Origin of the sequence: Azospirillum brasilense (genome assembly GCF_007827815.1) — a bacterium.
GTDB classification, from domain to species: domain Bacteria; phylum Pseudomonadota; class Alphaproteobacteria; order Azospirillales; family Azospirillaceae; genus Azospirillum; species Azospirillum brasilense_C.
This window is the reverse complement of the sequence record NZ_VITH01000008.1, coordinates 231,120-248,384: the sequence shown is the minus strand read 5'-3', so window position 1 is coordinate 248,384 and position 17,265 is coordinate 231,120. Positions and strand designations below refer to the sequence as shown.

Below are 17,265 nucleotides of genomic sequence, written 5' to 3'. Positions count from 1 at the left end.
GCCCTCCGGGAGCCTTGATGAAGGATCGGAGGCGGCGGCTTCGGCGGGGGTGCTTGACCGCCGCCGTGAGTGCCGCCGCCATCGTCGTGTGCCCTCAACACAGGCTTCTTAGAAGCGTTCCAGGAAAACAGGCGCCTGACCTTTGGTTTTATGTCCGATCGTCAGGACACCTTCTCACGCATCAGGACGAACTCCTCCGCAGTAGAGGGATGCAGGGCGATGGTGCGGTCGAAATCTCTCTTTGTGGCGCCGCAGTTCAGGGCGATGCCCAGCCCCTGGACGATCTCCGGCGCGTCCATGCCCATCATGTGGCAGCCGAGCACGCGCTGGCTCTCCCCGTCCACGACCAGCTTCATCAGGACGCGCTCGTCGCGGCCCGACATGGTGTGCTTCATCGGGCGGAAGCCGGCCTTGTAGATGTCCACCGTCGCGAATTTCGCCCGCGCCTCCGCCTCGGTCAGGCCGACGGTGCCGAGCGGCGGGATGGAGAAGACGGCGGTCGGGATGTTGGCGTAGCTGATGCTGGTCGGGTTGTCGTTGAACAGCGTCTCGACGAAGGCCCGCCCCTCGGCGATGGCGACGGGGGTCAGGGCCATGCGGTCGGTGACGTCGCCGACGGCAAAGATGTTGTCCACGCTGGTGCGCGAATACTCGTCCACCCGGATCGCCCCGGCCTCGTCCAGCGCCACGCCGGCGGCCTCCAGCCCGAGGTCGCGCGTGTTCGGACGGCGCCCGGTCGCCGCCATGACGAGGCCTGCCGAATGCTCCCGCCCCAGCTGGTCGGTGACGGTGAAGCCGCCGGGGCCTTCCTCGACCTTTACCGGCTGGGTGCGGGTGAGGATGGTGATGCCGCGCTTGCGCATCTCCTGGGCCAGCGCGACGCGGATGTCGTCGTCGAAGCCGTTCAGCAGCTCCTCGCCGCGGATCATGATCGTGACCTCGGCGCCCAGGCCCCGGAAGATCCCGGCGAACTCGACGGCGATGTAGCCGCCGCCCAGGATGATGACGGAGTGGGGCAGGGTGCCGAGCTGCAACGCTTCGTTGGAGGTGACGGCGTGTTCGATCCCCGGAATCTTGGGCAACGCCGGCCAGCCGCCGGTGGCGACCAGGATGTTCTTCGCGGTGTAGCGCTTGTTCGCCACCTCCACCGTATGGCGGTCGATCAGCCGCCCGAAGCCGGTGTGCAGGGTGACCCCGGAGTTCTCCAGCATCTTGATGTAGATGCCGTTCAGCCGGTCGATCTCGGCGTCCTTGCGCCCGATCAGCGTTGCCCAGTCGAAGGCCGGCATGGTGGTGGACCAGCCATAGGCGCTGGAATCCTCGAAGGCGTCGCGGAACTGGGCGGCGTAGACCAGCAGCTTCTTCGGCACGCAGCCGCGGATGACGCAGGTGCCGCCGACCCGGCTGCCTTCGCAGATGGCGACCTTGGCCCCCATGGCCGCGGCCCGCCGGCTGGCCGCGACGCCGCCGGAGCCGGCACCGATGGTGAACAGGTCGAAATCGAACTCGGCCACGGCCGTCTCCTTGCAATCCCAAGAGCCATAGCGGCCCACGATCCGAACGGGACAGGAGTGTTCCCCATTCCGGAACGCCTGTCGAGCCTTGGGCGAGGCGATGGAGCGGGGCGGCGGGCTGGATTTCCGTCAGCGCATGACGAGTTCCTGGACCAGCACCTGCCGGATCTTCATCGCGCCGAGTTCCTTCGCGGCGGTGCGCATCACCGCATCCTTGATGTAGAAGGCGCCGTTGCGCCCGCGCAGTTCGCCGGGGTCGGTTTCCAGCATCACGTTGGTCATGGCGCTGGCGATGCGCGGCCCGTAGCTCTCCACTGTCTTGACCGGGGCCGTCGGCTCCATGTCGAGCACCACGCGGACCCGCAGCTCGCGCAGGCGGTCGCCGTCGCTCAGCGTGAAGATCATCGCCGGCAGGCGCGCGTAATTGGCGGCGGTGCGCAGCGTGTCCCCCACCACGCGCCCGGCCTGCGCCGTACCGGGCTTCAGCAGGAAGGCGCCGCCGGTGCCCGCGGCGGCCAGCCCGGCCATGGTGCAGAGAAGCCCGACCACCACCCGGCGGCCGAGACGATCGAGCGTCGAGGGAGCCGCCTTAATGTTCGGCGCGTTCTGGCGGATTGTCCGGCTCATGCCGACCTCGTCGCTTTTTCGGGCACCGAAGGGGAGCGGCGCCTGTTCTTGGGTGCATGGTGGATGGGTAAAAGGAAATCGTCAAATACAGGTATTTTATACTTTTTGGCGAGAGCGCATTACAGTCAGGAACTGCATATCTCTTCTCATCTTCTTTGTGTTTGAAATGCGCCGGATTTCGTAGCGTATTTTTGGTAAATCACTGTTGCTTGCGGCGGTGGGCTGTCGCGGATGAAGCCTCTTCCACCGGAGGGCCGGGGCGTATAATGCTGGTTTCTCTATCGGATCGCCGTTCCCGCGGTGGGGGCGGCCTCCGGACGTGACCGTCGCGAAGGGCAAGAGCGGGAAGACAAGGACATCGCCATGGACGAGACCAGGAACCAGCCGCCGGCCAGTCACGCGCCCGCCAGCCATCCGCCCGCGTCGGCCATCACCGAATGGACCGACACCTATTTCAAGCGGACCAAGGAGGCGGTTGGGAAATTCGGTGACAAGAAGGTCACCTACGCCATCTTCATGCGCCGCCCGGTGGTCTGCGCGCCGCGACTCGCCATTGAATGGCTGGAGGCGGTGGCGCGGGAGCGCGGGTTCGACCTCGACATCGTTCTGAACTATCCGGAAGGAAAGTGGGTCGGTGCGGGCGAGCCGATCCTCTACATCACCGGCTCCTTCTACCATCTGGTCGACACCGAGACGATCATCCTGCAGAAGCTCGGCCCCGCCTGCGTCGGCGCCTACAACGCCTTCACCATGTGTGCCGACCTGCCGAAGACCGCCTTCCTCGCCATGGAGGCGCGCCACTGCGCCGGCACGGAGATGGAGGAGATGATGGCCTACGCCGCCTCGGTCGGGTCGGACCGGGCGAAGCGCAAGGTTGGCGCCAAGGGCTTCATCGGCAACGCGACCGACGCCACCGCCCATTTCTTCGGCCAGAAGAAGGGTATGGGCACGATGCCGCACGCGCTGATCGGCTACGCCGGATCGACCGTGCGGGCGGCGGAGATGTTCCACGAGACCTTCCCCGAATTGCCGCTGACCGTCCTGGTCGATTACTTCGGGCGCGAAGTGACCGACGCGCTGGAGGTCTGCCGCCGCTTCCCCGGCCTCGCCGCGCAGGGCAAGCTGGCGGTGCGGCTCGACACGCCGGGCGGGCGCTTCCTGGAGGGGCTGGACCCGCCGGGCTCCTACGCGGTGCTGGAGCGGCACGCGCCGCATTCCATCCGCGGCTACCGCGACGAGACGCAGCTCCGCTACCTGATCGGCACCGGCGTGTCGGCGGCGGCGATCCATTTCATGCGCGAGAAGCTGGACGAAGCCGGTTTCCCGGCGGTGAAGATCGTCGCCAGCTCCGGCTTCGGCCCGGCGAAGTGCCGCCTGATGGCGGAGGCCAACGCCCCCGTCGACATCATCGGCACCGGCAGCTATCTGCCCGAGCGCTGGACCGAGACCTACGCCACCGCCGACATCATCGAATATGACGGCGAGAAGCGCGTGAAGGTCGGCCGCGAGTTCCTGTTCCGCAAGTAGCATCGTCGTTCCGCACACTGTCGGTCCGCAAGAAGAACGCCCCTCCGCCGGCCGCGCCGCGGAGGGGCTTTTGCATTCAGCGCCTGTGTTCAGCGGGACAGCACCATCACCAGCCGTTCGACCGGCGTGTTGTTGACGAGGTGCGAGTCGACGATCTCGTCGATGTCGGCGGGCGTTTCCGGGCGGTACCACAGCCCCTCCGGATAGACCACCATCAGCGGCCCAGCGGAGCAGAAGCCGAGACAACCGGTCCAGGCCATGCCGACGTCCAGCAGACCCTTGGCCTGGATGCGCTGGCCGAGTTGCTCCCACAGCGGGTGGGCGTTCTTCGCCGCGCAGCTCCCGCGCGGGTGGCCGGGCGGGCGCTGCTGGGCGCAACAAAAGACGTGGTGGCGGAACACCTGAGGCAGGTCGAGAGACATCGAAGGCTCCATAGGCCATAATTTAATTATGGTTATAGAGCTTGCTGCGCTGCAGCGCCACCGTTTAAAACGATTCCAATGTCTCAGCAGTCCTATTCATCAGGCATCCTCTGCCAGCCGCAGGCCGGTGAAGGACAGGCGGGATTCCGGCCGCAGGTAATGCCGGGTCGTCGGGTTGGCGTGGTCGAAGGGGGTGACGCAGCTGCCGCCCCGCAGCACCATGCGGTTGATCATGAAACGGCCATGGACGGCCTCGTCCACCCCGTCCGGCAGGCGGTAGCCGGGGTAGGGAGCGAAGGGGCTGCGCGTCCATTCCCACACGTCGCCGAACAATTGCCAGGGGCCGTCGCCGTGGCAGGTGCTGGGGCGCGGGTGACGGTGGCCGGTGCCCAGCAGGTTGCCCATGCTGTCGCAGCGCGATGCCACGGCCTCCCACTCGGCCTCCTCGGGCAGGCGCTTGCCGGCCCAGCGGGCGAAGGCGTCCGCCTCGAACCAGCTGACATGGCAGACCGGCTCGGCGGGATCGAGCGCGCGCATGCCGTAGAGGGTGAAGATCTGCCACGCGCCGTCGCGCCATTCCCAATAGAGCGGAGCCTGCCAACCCTCGGTCTGCACCGCCTCCCAGCCATCGGCAAGCCAGAGCGAGCGCTTGGCGTAGCCGCCGTCCTCGATGAAGTCGCGGAAGGCGCCGCAGGACACCGGCAGGGCGGCGAGGCGGAAGGGCTCCAGATGGACGCGGTGGCGTGGCCCCTCATGGTCGAACCCGGCTCCGGCCTCCGTCCTCCCGATCTCGACGAGGCCGCCCTCATGCTCGATCCAGCGTTCGGGCTGTGGCGGGGCCGGTACGCTCTGCGGCGGCTGGTCGTAGGCAGGGCGCAGCGGGTTGCTCCAGAAGGCGTGCTTGATGTGGGTCAGCAGCCGTTCCTGGTGGCGCCGCTCGTGCGTGATGCCGACGATCACCCGGTCGGCGATCTCCGGCAACTCCGCTTCGTCGGCTTGGTTCAGAAGGTGCAGCACCGCGGCGTTCACATGGTCGCGGTAGCGCATCACCTCCGCCGCGTTGGGCCGGGAGAGCAGGCGCAGGGTGGGGGAGGGAAGCTGGTGGCTGCCGAAGCGGTCGTCGCGCGCGGCGAACAGGGTGAGGAAGGCCGGGTCGAAGGGGCGATAACCGGGATTGCAGGGCACCAGGACGGTGGTTTCGAACAGCCACGTCGTGTGGGCGAGGTGCCATTTGGCCGGGGCGCCGTCGGCCACCGACTGGACCATCAGGTCCTCGGGCGACAGAGGGGCGGCGAGTTCGGCGGTGCGGGCGCGGATCTTCTGGAAACGGGTGGAGAGCGCTTGGCGAAGGGCGTCGCCGGACGGCTGGGCGTGCGTGGCGAGATGGGTGTCGGGCACGGGGGAACCTCCCTGCGGGAGCGGGTTTTCCGCGGCGGGAACGGCGCGGGAACGCGCCCGGACTCCGCCGGAGAAACAACAGGTCCATTGTGCCGCATGGTCCAACCATCCTGGGTGGCGCATCGGAGGGGGGCTTTCTCCGAATTCGCGCATCGCACCCGCGGTGGGCTTGGGGTCAGGCGTCCACCACCAGATGCGGACGGAAGGCGCCTTCGAGCGTCAGGAGCAGGCGCAGATACACGGCGACGCGCCGCGATGTCGTCGTCCGCTGTTCCAGGCAATCGCGGAGCTGGTTGGCGAGCGCCACATTCTCCGCCGTCTGTCCGGGCGGAAGCGCCGGGTGAGTCGGCGCCGCCATGTCGACGATGTGGTCATGGTCGACCGACTGGGCCGCGAGGGCTTTCTCAAGGAGCGCCGCCGCGATGCGTTCGATGTCCTGATCCGCCGGCGGCGGCTGGGCGAGGTTGGGGGCGAGGTGCGGCGGCGGGCGGCGGTTGGCGAGTTGCGCGCGCAGATTTTGCTTGATGCGCGCCCGCTGCCCGGCGTTCAGCGTGTCCAGTTCATCGATCTCGTCGAACAGCAGGTCGTAGAGGCGCCGCCGCTTGTGGTTGGCCTCGTCCTGGTCGCGGCGTTCCTGCTGCTCGCGCTCCTGCTGTTGCAGGTCCTGCCGATTCTGCCGCCGTTTCCGGCGGTCGGTCGCGCTGCCGGTGCGATCCACCACGCCGGCCGAACGGACCAGGGGTTCCGGGCGTCCGATCGATCCGTCGGTCATGGCGACCTCCACCGAAAGTGGCTGGGACTGTTCAGTGTACCAACTGTCGCGATTCTGTCAAGGTGACGCTTTGGCCTGCGGCGGAGGCTCCGTTTCAGATGAGCGTTGCTCACCTGAACGCGCGGCGTACTCGTTTGTCAGGGGAGTGGCTCGGGCTCGACAGTGGGGCATCGCAAACGCAGGATAAAAGGACCGCGTCATGCCCCTGACGACCAAACACGCCGACCCCGCCACTCCCATCCTGTGCGTCATCGCCGGAGGAATTGCCACCCTCACCCTGAACCGCCCGGCCAAGCTGAACGCCATCAGCACGGCTCTGGCCGGCGCCATGCTCGACACGCTGGACGCGCTGGAGGCCGACCCGGCGGTGCGGGCCATCATCGTCACCGGCGCCGGGGAGCGCGCCTTCTCCGCCGGGGCGGACATCGCGGAGTTCACTCCGGCCGTCCGACGGGGACCGGAAGCCGCGGTGCGCGCCTTCCGGCCCGGTCAGACGCTGTGCGCGCGGATTGAGTCCTTCCCCAAGCCCGTCATCGCCGCGGTCAATGGCATCTGCTACGGCGGCGGCTGCGAGATCCTGGAGGCGGCGCACCTCGCCGTCGCCAGCGAGAAGGCGAGCTTCTCCAAGGCGGAGATCAAGCTCGGCATGATGCCGACCTTCGGCGGGACGCAGCGGCTTCCCCGGAACGCCGGGCGCAAGCGGGCGCTGGAATGGCTGCTGACCGGCGACGCCTTCCCGCCGGCGACGGCGCTGGCGGTGGGGCTGGTCAATCAGGTTGTGCCCCACGACGCGCTGCTGCCGGTGGCCTTCGAACTGGCCGGGCGGATCGTCCGGCATTCCCCGGCCGCGGTTTCCGGCATCCTGGGGGCGGTGACCCGCGGCCTGAACATGACCATCGGCGAAGGGCTGGCGGTGGAGACGGAGCGCTTCGCCCGGCTGGCGCCGGGGGCCGACCTGCGCGACGGGCTGGAGGCGTGGCTGTCGCGCTGAATCACGCTCGCTCCGGGGGACCGTCCGGCATTTCGGTTTGCGCGGGGGCGTGCCGCCGTGCAGGATGCGGGGGTGGATGTGGACCGCTCCGCCCCCTATCTTCCGGGGCCGGGGCTTTTTGGCGTGGATGGCATGAGCGACGAGAACACCCTGTCCGAGAGCGGCGAATCCTTGGAAAACCGGCGCAAGCGGCTGCGCTTCCGGTCGTGGCACCGCGGCATGCGCGAGATGGACCTGCTGATCGGCAGCTTCGCCGACACCCATGTCCCGGACTTCGACCACGCGCAGCTCGACCGCTACGAGGCGCTGCTCGAACTCAGCGACCCCGACCTCTACAACTGGTACGCCGGGCGCGAGCCGCTGCCCGCCGAGCATGACACCGACGTCATGCAGCTGTTGACCAAGTTCCGCTACACGCCCCGTCAGGGGTCCTGAGGCCCGATCCTTGCCCAGCTTCGAACAGTTGCAGCCGGGACGCTCCGGCCGCCTTCTGGTCGGCGGCGCCCCCGCCGGCCATGACGCCCGCGTCCTCGCCGACCTCGCCAAGCGGGCGGGGAGCGCCGGACTTCTCCACGTCGCGCTCGACGACACCCGCGCCGCCCAGCTGGCGGAGGCGCTGGCCTTCTTCGCGCCGTCGCTGGAGGTGCAGGTCTTCCCGGCCTGGGACTGCCTGCCCTACGACCGGGTGTCGCCCAACGGCGGCATCGTGGCGAAGCGCATCGACACACTGACCCGCCTGCTGGCGCGCAAGGCGGACGCCGCACCGCTGGTCGTGCTGACCACGGTCAACGCCATGGTGCAGAAGGTGCCGCCCCGCGCCGCCTTCCGCGACGCGGTGTTCTCGGCGAAGCTGCGCGACCGGATCGACCTGGAGAAGCTGCAGCGCTATCTGGCCGGCAACGGCTACACCCGCGCCCAGACGGTGCGCGAGCCGGGCGAGTTCGCCGTGCGCGGCGGCATCGTCGACCTGTTCCCGCCGGGCACCGACGAGCCGTTGCGCCTCGACCTGTTCGGCGACGAGCTGGAGGCGGTGCGCAGCTTCGACCCCATGTCGCAGCGCACCACCGACAAGCGCGACGGCGTCGATCTGAAGCCGATGTCGGAGGTCTTCCTGGACGAGGCCGGCATCGCCCGCTTCCGCTCCGGCTACCGCGAGCTGTTCGGCGCCGTCACCGACGACGACCCGCTCTACGAGGCGATCAGCGCCGGGCGCAAGTACGGCGGCATGGAGCACTGGCTGCCGCTGTTCCACGAGACCATGGAATCGCTGCTGGCCTACATGCCCAAGGCCATCCTGTCGCTGGACCATCAGGCGACGGAAGCGCGCGATTCGCGCATCGCGCAGGTGGTGGACTTCCACGCCTCCCGCGAGAGCATGATCGTCATCGAGAAGCGGACGGGCTCGCCGGTCTACAAGCCGGTGCCGGTCGGCATGATGTTCCTCGACGCCCAGGCCTGGGACGACCTGTTCGCCGCCCACGCCGTGGCGCAGCTCCAGCCCTTCGGGACGCCGCCGGGCATCAAGGGCACGCTGGACGCCGGCGGGCGCCGCGGCCACGACTTCGCCGAAGAGCGGGCGCGGCCCGACGTCAACGTCTTCGAGGCGGTGAAGGACCACATCCGCGCCCTGCGGGCCGACGGGCGGCGCGTGCTGGTGGCCGGCTATTCCGCGGGCTCCCGCGACCGTCTGATGACGGTGCTGGGCGACCACGGCATTCCGGGACTGGAGCCGGCGGAGAGCGTCGAGGACGTCCGCCGCTTCGACCGCAACATCATCGGCATGATCGTGCTGGGGATGGAGCACGGCTTCACCTCCGCCGACATGGCCGTCATCACCGAGCAGGACATCCTCGGCGACCGCCTCGTCCGTCCGGCGGCGAAGAAGAAACGCAAGGCCGCCAACTTCATCGCCGAATACACGGCGCTGGCCTCCGGCGACCTCGTGGTGCACATGGACCACGGCATCGGGCGCTACGACGGGCTGGAGACGCTGGAGGTGTCGGGCGCCCCCCACGACTGCCTGCGGCTGATCTACGAGGGCGGCGACAAGCTCTACGTCCCCGTCGAGAACATCGAGGTGCTGACCCGCTACGGGTCTGAGGATGCGCACGCGCAGCTCGACAAGCTGGGCGGGGCCGGCTGGCAGGGCCGCAAGGCCCGCGTCAAGAAGCGCCTGAAGGACATGGCCGAGGCGCTGCTGAAGATCGCCGCCGAGCGCATGCTGAAGAAGGCCGACCCGGTCTACACGCCGGAGGGCGTCTATCAGGAGTTCGCCGCCCGCTTCCCCTATCCGGAGACCGACGACCAGCTGAAGGCCATCGAGGAGGTCTTCACCGATCTCGGCTCGGGCCGTCCCATGGACCGGCTGGTCTGCGGCGACGTCGGCTTCGGCAAGACGGAGGTGGCGTTGCGCGCCGCCTTCCTCGTCGCCATGAGCGGCCAGCAGGTCGCCGTGGTGGTGCCGACCACGCTGCTGGCGCGCCAGCATTTCAAGACCTTCACCACCCGCTTCGCCGGGCTGCCGCTGCGCATCGTCCAGCTCTCCCGCATGGTGACGCCCAAGGAGCAGACCAAGGTCAAGCAGGAGCTGACGGAGGGCACCGCCGACATCGTCATCGGCACCCACGCGCTCCTCGGCAAGGGCGTGCAGTTCAAGCAGCTCGGCATGGTCATCGTCGACGAGGAGCAGCATTTCGGCGTGAAGCAGAAGGAGCGGCTGAAGGAGCTGCGCGCCGACGTGCACGTCCTGACGCTGACCGCCACGCCGATCCCGCGCACGCTCCAGATGGCGCTGAGCGGCGTGCGCGAACTGTCGCTGATCGCCACACCGCCGGTGGACCGTCTGGCGGTGCGCACCTTCGTGTTGCCCTACGACCCCGTCGTGGTGCGCGAGGCCATCCTGCGCGAGCATTACCGGGGCGGCCAGACCTTCTACGTCTGCCCCCGCGTCGAGGACCTGCCCAAGGTCGCCGAGCGGGTGCGCGAGCTGGTGCCCGAAGTCAAGATCGTCACCGCCCACGGCCAGATGCCGGCCAGCGAGCTGGAGGAGGTGATGACCGCCTTCGACGAGGGCAAGTTCGAGGTGCTTCTCGCCACCAACATCATCGAGAGCGGCATCGACATCCCCAACGCCAACACGCTGATCGTGCACCGGGCGGACATGTTCGGCCTGGCCCAGCTCTACCAGATCCGCGGGCGCGTCGGCCGGTCGAAGGTGCGCGGCTACGCCTACCTCACCTACGCGCCGAACAAGCCGCTGACCGGCACGGCGCAGCAGCGGCTGCACGTCATCGAGACGCTGGATTCCCTGGGCGCCGGCTTCCAGCTGGCCAGCCACGACATGGACATCCGCGGCGCCGGCAACCTGCTGGGCGAGGAGCAGTCGGGGCACGTCAAGGAGGTCGGCGTCGAGCTGTACCAGCACATGCTGGAGGAGGCCGTCGCCAACGCCCGCGCCAACATGGACGGGCAGGTGCCGAGCGGGGCGGAGGACCAGCCCTGGACCCCGCAGATCAACCTGGGCACCCCGGTGCTGATCCCGGAGGAGTATGTCCCCGATCTGACGGTGCGCCTGTCGCTCTACCGCCGCATCGCCGATCTGGTGGACCGGGCGGAGATCGACGGCTTCGCGGCGGAGCTGATCGACCGCTTCGGCAAGCTGCCGGGCGAGGTGGAGAACCTGCTCGACGTGGTGACCATCAAGCAGCTCTGCCGGCAGGCCGGGGTGGAGCGGGTGGACGCCGGGCCGAAGGGCGCCGTGCTGACCTTCCGCAACAACAGCTACGCCGAGCCGGCCAAGCTGCTGACCTACATCAGCCAGCAGATCAGCCTGATGAAGCTGCGGCCCGACCACAAGCTGGTCTACACCCGCGAATGGGCCGACGAGGCCCAGCGGGTGCGCGGCGTCAACCGGCTGATGAGCGATCTCGCCCAGATGGCCGGCGGTGGCGCCGTGCCGAAGGGCGAGGCGCCTCCACCGCCGCCACCCCCGCCGCCGCCGCGCCCCAGCGCGCTGAAGGCCGGGTCGAAGTTCGGGCGGAACATCCCCTCGCGTCCCTTCGGGCGGCGCTGAGGCGATGAAAAAGGATGGGGGCCCCAAGGACAGGGGCTTGGCGAAGGCCCTGGCGCTCGGCGGCGACCGGCGGGCCTTCGGCAACATTCCTACGGTGGCGGAGGCGGTGGCCGCCGACCCCGCCCGCCTGCCGGAACTGGTGGCCTGCCTGTTCGACGCCGACGCCGGGGTGCGGATGCGCGCCGCCGACGCCTTGGACCGGGTGTCGCGCGGCGACGCCCGCCCGCTGGACGCCTTCGCCGAACGCCTGCTGACCGAGGCGGCGGCGATCGAGCAGGCCGAGGTGCGCTGGCATCTGGCGGCGATCCTGCCGCGCCTGAGCCTGAGCGTGGAGCAGCGGGAGCGGGTGGTCGCGCTTCTGGAGGGCTGGTTCGAGAACCGGGCCAGCCGGATCGTGCAGAGCGCCGCGCTTCAGGCCATGGTCGATCTGGCGGCGGACGATCCGGAGCTTCGCCCGGTCGCGGCGGACATGCTAGGCCGCGCCATGCGCTCGCGCATCCCGTCGCTGGCGGCCAGGGCGAAGCGCATCCTCAAGCCCTTCGAGGTGGACCGCGCCACGCTGGACGCCGCCCTGCTGCCGGAGACCAAGCCGCTGACCCTGTCGGTCCTGCCCGACCGGCTGGCGGTGGCGCGGCTGGCGCCGGGGGACGGGATGCCGACGTGGCTCGACTGGACCGATCCGCTGGTCAGCGCCACCCGCACGGGGGAGGAACTGTCCATCCTCTGCCGCGAATCCCGCGTGCCGGACGGCGTGACGGCGGAGTGCGGCTGGCGCGCCTTCAAGGTGGAGGGGCCGCTGGACTTCTCGCTGTTCGGGGTGCTGGCGCGCATCGCCGTGCCGCTGGCCCAGGCCCGCGTGCCGATCTTCGCCATGTCCACCTACGACACCGACTACGTGCTGGTGCGCGACGAGGACGTGGAACGCGCGGCCGACGCGCTGAAACGCGTCTGCACCGTCCTGCCCGGTTAAGCCTGGGGAGCTTTCTCCGCCTCGACGGCGGCGAGCACGCCCAATTCCTCCAACTGGGTGACGGCGCCGGTCAGGCTGGTGGCGACGCGGTCGGCCGAGGTCTGGGTGGTGGCTTGCTCCGGCGCGTCGGCTTCGGGGTGGGCGCTCCACAGGCAGAGCAGGATCGGCACGTCGGGGCCGAAATGCAGCCGCAGGCGGCGCACCAGCCGGCGGGCGTGCGACAGGGCCGACGGGTTCAGGTAGGACAGCGCCACCGCCGAGACGCCGGTCGGGGCCAGCGCGGCGATGGAGCGGACCGAGACCTTCTCGCAGGGGAGCACATCGGCGCGCAGACCGCGCGGGCGCAGCATATGGCCGAGCAGAGCCGCCGCCGCCTCGTCCAGGTCGTTGCGGGCGCCGATGCACAGGACCAGCGGCGTGTCTTCCACGGCGGGCGGGGAGGCTTCCATCATCTCGTCCAGCAGGGCGACCATGCCCTCGGCCACCGCCTGCCGTCCTTCCGGGTTCAGGCGGTTGCGCTGGCGGTCCTGCTCGGCCAGCGACAGGGTGGGGATGAGCAGCCCGTGCCCGGCCTCCACCAATCCGCCCTTGCTCATCTTCTCCTCGGCGATCTCCATGGCTTCGATGGGATCGCGGGCGAGCAGGCGCTGGTACAGCTTGGCCTCTTCGGGCAGCACCGGGCGGTCGCCCAGCATCACCTCCAGGAAGTGAAGCTGCGGAACGTGCCGCCCCAGCACGACGAGGCAGACGGTCAGCGGCGTCGCCAGCAGCAGCCCGACCGGTCCCCACAGTGTGGTCCAGAACACCGCCGCCACGATGATCGCCAGCGACGACAGGCCGGTGGCCGAGCCGTAGAGCCAGGGTTCCACCACGTTGTTGGAGAACAGCTCCACCGCCACGAACAGGGCGATGCAGAGCAGCGGCAGGGTCCATCCCCCATCGACCGCGAAGGACAGCAGGATCGGGAAGGCCGCGGCGATGGCCGGCCCCAGGAAGGGGATGAAGCGCAGCACCGTCGACAGCAGGCCCCAGAGCAGCGGGTTCGGCACGCCGATCAGCCACAGCCCGACCCCGATGGGCAGGCCATAGGTGACATTGACCACGCACTGCATCAGCAGATAGCGGCTGACCCGTTCGCCCGCGTCGTTCATCGCCTCCGTCGTGCGGCTGAGGTCGCCGGACCCGGCCAGCCGGATCAGCCGGTCGCGCAGGTCCTCGCGCTGCAGCAGCATGAAGATGGTGAAGACCAGCACCATGCCCGCCGTGGCGACCGGGGCCATCGCCGGCCCCAGCACGTCGCTGATGATGGTCAGGGCGTCGGAGCCGTCCTGCTCGATCCGCACCGGCACCGGTTCCCGCGCGGCGCCGGGGGTGGGCAGGGCGTTGGACTGCGCGGCGGGCGCGGTCTCGCCGGTCACCTGCTCCAGACCCTGCTTCAGGTCGCGGAAGGCTTCGGTCGCCTGCTGCACCACCCCGCCGCTGCCCGCCGACGCGGCGCGGGAGCGCAGCGAGTCCAGCTTGTCATGCACATTCTTCTGATAGCTGGGCAGGTTGTTGGCGAGGTCGGCGATCTGCCCGCCGACCACCATGCCGAAGCCGGCGATGCCCGCGAAGACCAGAACCACCACGGCCAGCACGGAGGGTATCCGGCCCAGCCGCAGCCGCTCCAGCCGGCTGACGATGGGCGCCAGGACGAAGGTCAGCAGCACCGCCAGCGCGATGGGGACCAGGATGTCGCTTCCCAGATACAGCGTCGCCACCACCAGCGCGATGACCAGCAGCGTCGTCTGGGTGGAGGCGGGCGGGGCGGCCTTCGGCACCGGAATGGGGCGGGCCTGCAACCGGCGGGCGGTGTCTTCGGCCATGATTGGTGGTGCCTCGGCGGAGAGTTGAGAGAGTGCAGAACACGGCCGGACGCGGCGCGTTCCGGCGCGTCGGGTGCGATCGCCGCAAGACACCGTGACGATTGCGGTCGACGGCCTGTTTAAACCCGCGTGGTTATCTCGTCAGAAGGAGGGGGCTATGCGTAAGGTTGCTGTTCCGGTCCTGTCGGCGGTCGCGCTTCTGGCCTTGGGGGGATGCGCCGAGACGTCGAGCTGGTTCGGTGGGGGAAGCGAACAGGCATCCCGTCCGATGTCCGAACAGTCGCTCCAGACCGCCTCGCGGATCGAGCCGCAGGCCATGCTGGGCAAGTCCGTCGTCGCCTATGACGGGCAGAAGGTGGGGCAGGTCGAGGATGTCCTGTTCAACCGCAGCAACCGGCCGAGCCAGCTCGTGGTCTCCACCGGCGGCATCATGGGCATCGGCGGGCGGAACGTGGCGCTGGACATCGACAACGTCCGCTACAACCAGCAGCAGGACGCCCTCGTGGCGACCCAGCTCACCAAGGATCAGTTCGCCAACCTGCCGGAATTCCAGTATGGCGGGAACATGGTCTCGCTGAACCGGCAGAAGACCGCTCATTGAGCGGCCTCAATCCTCCGGCTTGCCGGAGCGCAGACGCTTGATGTCCGACCGCTGACCCTTGGCCTCCAGGCGACGCTTCTTGGAGCCGAGGGTCGGCTTGGTCGGGCGTCGGCTCTTCGGCACCACCGTCGCGTCGCGGATCAGGTCGATCAGCCGCTCGCGCACATCCTCGCGGTTGCGCAGCTGGCTGCGGTAGGTGTCGCCGACGATGATCAGCACGCCCGCCGCGGTCATGCGCGAGCCGGCCAGCCGGACCAGCCGGGCCTTCACGTCTTCCGGGATGTTCGGCGAAGCCGCCACGTCGAAGCGCAATTGCACCGCGCTGTCCGTCTTGTTGACGTGCTGGCCGCCGGGACCGGACGCGCGGATGAAGCTCTCCTGAAGCTCGCTCTCGTCCAGGCTGATGCGCGGGGTGACCCGGATCATCAGTCGGCCGCCGCCGTCACGCCTTCCTGCTCCTCGACCCCGAGGTCGAGAAGCGGGAGGAAGCTGGCGGGCTCCTGCGCGCCGGACAGCGCGTAGCGCCGGTTGAAGATGTAGCAGGGCACCGCCTGCAGGCCGAGTTGCCGCGCCGTGGCGTCGGCGTTGAAGACCGCCGAGGTCTCGGCATCGCCGGTCAGCAGAGTCTTGATCTCGTCGAAATCGAAGCCCAGGCCGGCGGCGGTCGCGGCCAGCGTGTCGCGGTCGCCGATGTCCAGCCCGTCCACGAAATAGGCGTGGAACAGCGCGTCGGCCATGCGGTCGCCCAGCCCGTGGCGGGCAGCGATGCGGATCAGCCGGTGCCCGTCGAAGCTGTTGGGCGTGCGCCGGATTCGGTCCAGCCGCAAGGGCAGGCCGTCGCGTTCCGCCGTTTCCTCGACAACCAGATGGATCTGCCGCGCCCGCTCGGTGCCGCCGAACTTGGCCGCCAGATAGGCGCTGCGCTCCATGCCGCCCGGCGCCATGTCCGGGTTGAGCTGGAAGGGCTGCCAGCGCAACTCCACCTGGACGCGCGGCCGGTCGGCCAGCGCGCGGGCAAGCCGACGCTTGCCGATGTAGCACCAGGGGCAGATCAGGTCGGCGTAGGTTTCGATCAGCATGGGACCACTATCCCCCATTCCCGCCCCGCCGCGCAACCGCCCTGCCCATGGGGCATCCCGCCGCGTTCGGGCAACCGCCTTTGCAACCCTTTGTTAACCCTTGCCGCCGGAGAGTCGCGGGGTTCCGCGGATGAGCGTCCGCGGCGGTCGGAGGCGTGTGGCAATGGCGAATTCCTATGTGGACGGCAAGGTGCGCGACGCGCTGGTGGCGGCCAAGGGGAGCCGGGCGACCGCGCAGAAGCTTCTGATGGCCTGGGCGGCCGAGGACCCGCAGCTTCTGCTGGGCATTTCGCAGCCTTTTCTGAAGGCCATCGCCGCCGCGGCGATCGAGCGCGGCGTCCGCCCGTCGGCGCCCAGCCGGTCCGCGCCCGCGCAGCCGGGCCGGTCGCGTGGTTCCGCGGATTCGGCGCTGAGCAAGGAGGCGCTGGCCGACGTGCTGAGCCGTCTTGGCCGCGATCCCGGAGAGGACGCACCGGCGCCGCGTGGCCGCGCCGGCGCGCCCGCTCCGGTCAAGTCGGCCACCATGGTGGTTCCCGCCGGCAAGGGCGGGCAGGGCGGCGTCACCCATGAAAAGGCGATGATGACCCTCGCCAAGGCCTTCGTGGCGAAGAAGATGCGCTGAGGACCGACGCGGGGGGGGGGGGCTCCGCCGGGCTTACTGCTCCGCCGTGGTCATCATCCGCTCGATCCAGCCCGGCTGCCGCGGCTCCGGACGAATGTCCGGCGGCGGGCTCGCCAGGGCGGTGTGGCCGTTGCGGTGCGGGTCGGGGATGTGGTGGCAATCCACGTCGGCCAGCGTCTTATAGCAATAGAGGCGGGAGCGGTCGACGTAGACCTTCTCCGGACAATAAACCCCGGACTCGGAGAAGGACACCGAGGAGCAGTCGCGCCCGGTCGCCGCGGACACCAGATGGTCGCCGAGCGTCTTCTTGGTGCTGGTGATGGAGACGAGATCGGCGCCGGCGCTGGCGACCATCATCGGGCCGCTGCAGGCGCCGAGCGGAAGGGCCGCCAGCGCCAGCAGCGCGATTGACCGAGCGAGCCTCATCACCCCTTGCACCCCGTCCCGTGTTCGAGTCCGATTCCAGGCGAACCTCATTAAAAAGCCGTGAATCAACGCAGCAGCGTGCAGATTCGCGACCGGCACTGCACCAGCACGAAGGTGTCCTTGTCCTCGGTGCAGCCCACCTTGAACACCGTCTGACCGGAGCGGCCGGTGACGTAGCTCATCACCTCCACCTTGGCGGGCGTGCAGTTGCCCAGCGACTTCGCGGCCTCCTTCGCCTCGGCCTGCCCGGCGGAGACGTTGGCGGCCTGGACCGTCGGCCACGCCGACAGGCACAGCGCGAGGGCGCCGAAGGCAGCGGGGCGGAAAGCGGGGACGCGCATGGCCGGATCGATGGGCTGGTGGGTGCTGACAGAACTTA

At 69.2% G+C, this 17,265-nt stretch carries 17 protein-coding genes; 7 read left to right on the top strand and 10 right to left on the bottom strand.

Annotated elements, in window-relative coordinates; all coding sequences use genetic code 11:
* Nucleotides 1–161: 161 nt before the first annotated feature.
* Both gor and FBZ83_RS18340 read right to left on the bottom strand, forming a co-directional pair.
* Entirely contained in the window at nt 162–1,514 is a 1,353-nt protein-coding gene (gor, locus tag FBZ83_RS18345; protein WP_145686723.1) for a glutathione-disulfide reductase, read from the bottom strand.
* A 129-nt stretch (nt 1,515–1,643) separates the two neighbouring features.
* Nucleotides 1,644–2,141, bottom strand: a complete 498-nt coding sequence (locus FBZ83_RS18340; protein WP_145686721.1) for a flagellar basal body-associated FliL family protein — start codon at nt 2,139–2,141, stop codon at nt 1,644–1,646.
* Nucleotides 2,142–2,504: 363 nt separating this feature from the next.
* Between FBZ83_RS18340 and FBZ83_RS18335 the strand changes: the two genes are divergently transcribed.
* Nucleotides 2,505–3,668 carry a nicotinate phosphoribosyltransferase gene (locus FBZ83_RS18335; RefSeq protein ID WP_094302254.1) on the top strand — a complete coding sequence of 388 codons (1,164 nt, stop codon included), beginning with the start codon at nt 2,505–2,507 and terminating at the stop codon, nt 3,666–3,668.
* Between the two features lie 89 nt (nt 3,669–3,757).
* On the opposite strand, the gene FBZ83_RS18330 is transcribed toward FBZ83_RS18335, so the two are convergent.
* The 3 genes from FBZ83_RS18330 to FBZ83_RS18320 form a co-directional block, all read right to left on the bottom strand.
* Nucleotides 3,758–4,090: a (2Fe-2S) ferredoxin domain-containing protein gene (locus FBZ83_RS18330; RefSeq protein WP_145686719.1), complete on the bottom strand. Its 333-nt coding sequence runs from the start codon at nt 4,088–4,090 to the stop codon at nt 3,758–3,760.
* A 99-nt stretch (nt 4,091–4,189) separates the two neighbouring features.
* Nucleotides 4,190–5,488 carry an ergothioneine biosynthesis protein EgtB gene (egtB, locus tag FBZ83_RS18325; protein WP_145686716.1) on the bottom strand — a complete coding sequence of 433 codons (1,299 nt, stop codon included), beginning with the start codon at nt 5,486–5,488 and terminating at the stop codon, nt 4,190–4,192.
* A 175-nt stretch (nt 5,489–5,663) separates the two neighbouring features.
* Nucleotides 5,664–6,260: a hypothetical protein gene (locus FBZ83_RS18320; protein WP_145686714.1), complete on the bottom strand. Its 597-nt coding sequence runs from the start codon at nt 6,258–6,260 to the stop codon at nt 5,664–5,666.
* 199 nt (nt 6,261–6,459) lie between these two features.
* Here FBZ83_RS18320 and FBZ83_RS18315 point away from each other — a divergent pair, with 199 nt between their 5' ends.
* The 4 genes from FBZ83_RS18315 (at nt 6,460) to FBZ83_RS18300 (ending at nt 12,293) form a co-directional block, all read left to right on the top strand.
* A complete protein-coding gene (locus FBZ83_RS18315) occupies nt 6,460–7,251 on the top strand; it encodes a crotonase/enoyl-CoA hydratase family protein (RefSeq protein ID WP_145686706.1) in 792 nt (263 codons plus the stop codon).
* Between the two features lie 132 nt (nt 7,252–7,383).
* The gene (locus FBZ83_RS18310; RefSeq protein WP_145686698.1) at nt 7,384–7,686 is read left to right on the top strand and encodes a succinate dehydrogenase assembly factor 2; all 303 of its coding nucleotides are present in this window, start codon (nt 7,384–7,386) and stop codon (nt 7,684–7,686) included.
* Nucleotides 7,687–7,696: 10 nt separating this feature from the next.
* Nucleotides 7,697–11,323: a transcription-repair coupling factor gene (gene mfd, locus FBZ83_RS18305; RefSeq protein ID WP_145686684.1), complete on the top strand. Its 3,627-nt coding sequence runs from the start codon at nt 7,697–7,699 to the stop codon at nt 11,321–11,323.
* A gap of 37 nt (nt 11,324–11,360) precedes the next feature.
* Nucleotides 11,361–12,293 carry an ACT domain-containing protein gene (locus tag FBZ83_RS18300; protein ID WP_247888353.1) on the top strand — a complete coding sequence of 311 codons (933 nt, stop codon included), beginning with the start codon at nt 11,361–11,363 and terminating at the stop codon, nt 12,291–12,293.
* On the opposite strand, the gene FBZ83_RS18295 is transcribed toward FBZ83_RS18300, so the two are convergent.
* Complete coding sequence (locus FBZ83_RS18295; RefSeq protein ID WP_145686673.1) at nt 12,290–14,158, bottom strand: AI-2E family transporter; 1,869 nt, start codon at nt 14,156–14,158, stop codon at nt 12,290–12,292. The genes FBZ83_RS18300 and FBZ83_RS18295 overlap by 4 nt on opposite strands.
* A gap of 157 nt (nt 14,159–14,315) precedes the next feature.
* On the opposite strand from FBZ83_RS18295, the gene FBZ83_RS18290 reads away from it, so the two are divergent.
* Nucleotides 14,316–14,759 (top strand): PRC-barrel domain-containing protein, encoded by a 444-nt coding sequence (locus tag FBZ83_RS18290; protein WP_079285195.1) that lies wholly within the window; start codon nt 14,316–14,318, stop codon nt 14,757–14,759.
* A 6-nt stretch (nt 14,760–14,765) separates the two neighbouring features.
* Here FBZ83_RS18290 and arfB read toward each other — a convergent pair whose 3' ends face one another.
* Nucleotides 14,766–15,185 carry an alternative ribosome rescue aminoacyl-tRNA hydrolase ArfB gene (gene arfB, locus FBZ83_RS18285; protein WP_145686671.1) on the bottom strand — a complete coding sequence of 140 codons (420 nt, stop codon included), beginning with the start codon at nt 15,183–15,185 and terminating at the stop codon, nt 14,766–14,768.
* The gene (locus tag FBZ83_RS18280) at nt 15,185–15,838 is read right to left on the bottom strand and encodes a DsbA family oxidoreductase (RefSeq protein ID WP_145686669.1); all 654 of its coding nucleotides are present in this window, start codon (nt 15,836–15,838) and stop codon (nt 15,185–15,187) included. Before FBZ83_RS18280 ends, arfB begins: the two co-directional genes overlap by 1 nt.
* 163 nt (nt 15,839–16,001) lie before the next feature.
* Between FBZ83_RS18280 and FBZ83_RS18275 the strand changes: the two genes are divergently transcribed.
* Nucleotides 16,002–16,460 (top strand): hypothetical protein, encoded by a 459-nt coding sequence (locus tag FBZ83_RS18275; RefSeq protein WP_145686668.1) that lies wholly within the window; start codon nt 16,002–16,004, stop codon nt 16,458–16,460.
* Between the two features lie 33 nt (nt 16,461–16,493).
* Here the strand turns inward: FBZ83_RS18275 and FBZ83_RS18270 are convergent, their stop codons facing one another.
* Both FBZ83_RS18270 and FBZ83_RS18265 read right to left on the bottom strand, forming a co-directional pair.
* Complete coding sequence (locus tag FBZ83_RS18270) at nt 16,494–16,886, bottom strand: hypothetical protein (protein WP_145686666.1); 393 nt, start codon at nt 16,884–16,886, stop codon at nt 16,494–16,496.
* A gap of 65 nt (nt 16,887–16,951) precedes the next feature.
* Entirely contained in the window at nt 16,952–17,227 is a 276-nt protein-coding gene (locus FBZ83_RS18265; RefSeq protein ID WP_145686665.1) for a hypothetical protein, read from the bottom strand.
* Nucleotides 17,228–17,265 lie beyond the last annotated feature (38 nt).

Bases quoted from the DNA above. Each gene is read 5' to 3' on its own strand.
- FBZ83_RS18340 (WP_145686721.1), bottom strand. From the start codon at position 2,141: ATGAGCCGGACAATCCGCCAGAACGCGCCGAACATTAAGGCGGCTCCC.
- FBZ83_RS18335 (WP_094302254.1), top strand. From the start codon at position 2,505: ATGGACGAGACCAGGAACCAGCCGCCGGCCAGTCACGCGCCCGCCAGC.
- FBZ83_RS18330 (WP_145686719.1), bottom strand. From the start codon at position 4,090: ATGTCTCTCGACCTGCCTCAGGTGTTCCGCCACCACGTCTTTTGTTGC.
- FBZ83_RS18320 (WP_145686714.1), bottom strand. From the start codon at position 6,260: ATGACCGACGGATCGATCGGACGCCCGGAACCCCTGGTCCGTTCGGCC.
- FBZ83_RS18315 (WP_145686706.1), top strand. From the start codon at position 6,460: ATGCCCCTGACGACCAAACACGCCGACCCCGCCACTCCCATCCTGTGC.
- FBZ83_RS18310 (WP_145686698.1), top strand. From the start codon at position 7,384: ATGAGCGACGAGAACACCCTGTCCGAGAGCGGCGAATCCTTGGAAAAC.
- FBZ83_RS18295 (WP_145686673.1), bottom strand. From the start codon at position 14,158: ATGGCCGAAGACACCGCCCGCCGGTTGCAGGCCCGCCCCATTCCGGTG.
- FBZ83_RS18290 (WP_079285195.1), top strand. From the start codon at position 14,316: ATGCGTAAGGTTGCTGTTCCGGTCCTGTCGGCGGTCGCGCTTCTGGCC.
- arfB (WP_145686671.1), bottom strand. From the start codon at position 15,185: ATGATCCGGGTCACCCCGCGCATCAGCCTGGACGAGAGCGAGCTTCAG.
- FBZ83_RS18280 (WP_145686669.1), bottom strand. From the start codon at position 15,838: ATGCTGATCGAAACCTACGCCGACCTGATCTGCCCCTGGTGCTACATC.
- FBZ83_RS18275 (WP_145686668.1), top strand. From the start codon at position 16,002: ATGGCGAATTCCTATGTGGACGGCAAGGTGCGCGACGCGCTGGTGGCG.
- FBZ83_RS18270 (WP_145686666.1), bottom strand. From the start codon at position 16,886: ATGAGGCTCGCTCGGTCAATCGCGCTGCTGGCGCTGGCGGCCCTTCCG.
- FBZ83_RS18265 (WP_145686665.1), bottom strand. From the start codon at position 17,227: ATGCGCGTCCCCGCTTTCCGCCCCGCTGCCTTCGGCGCCCTCGCGCTG.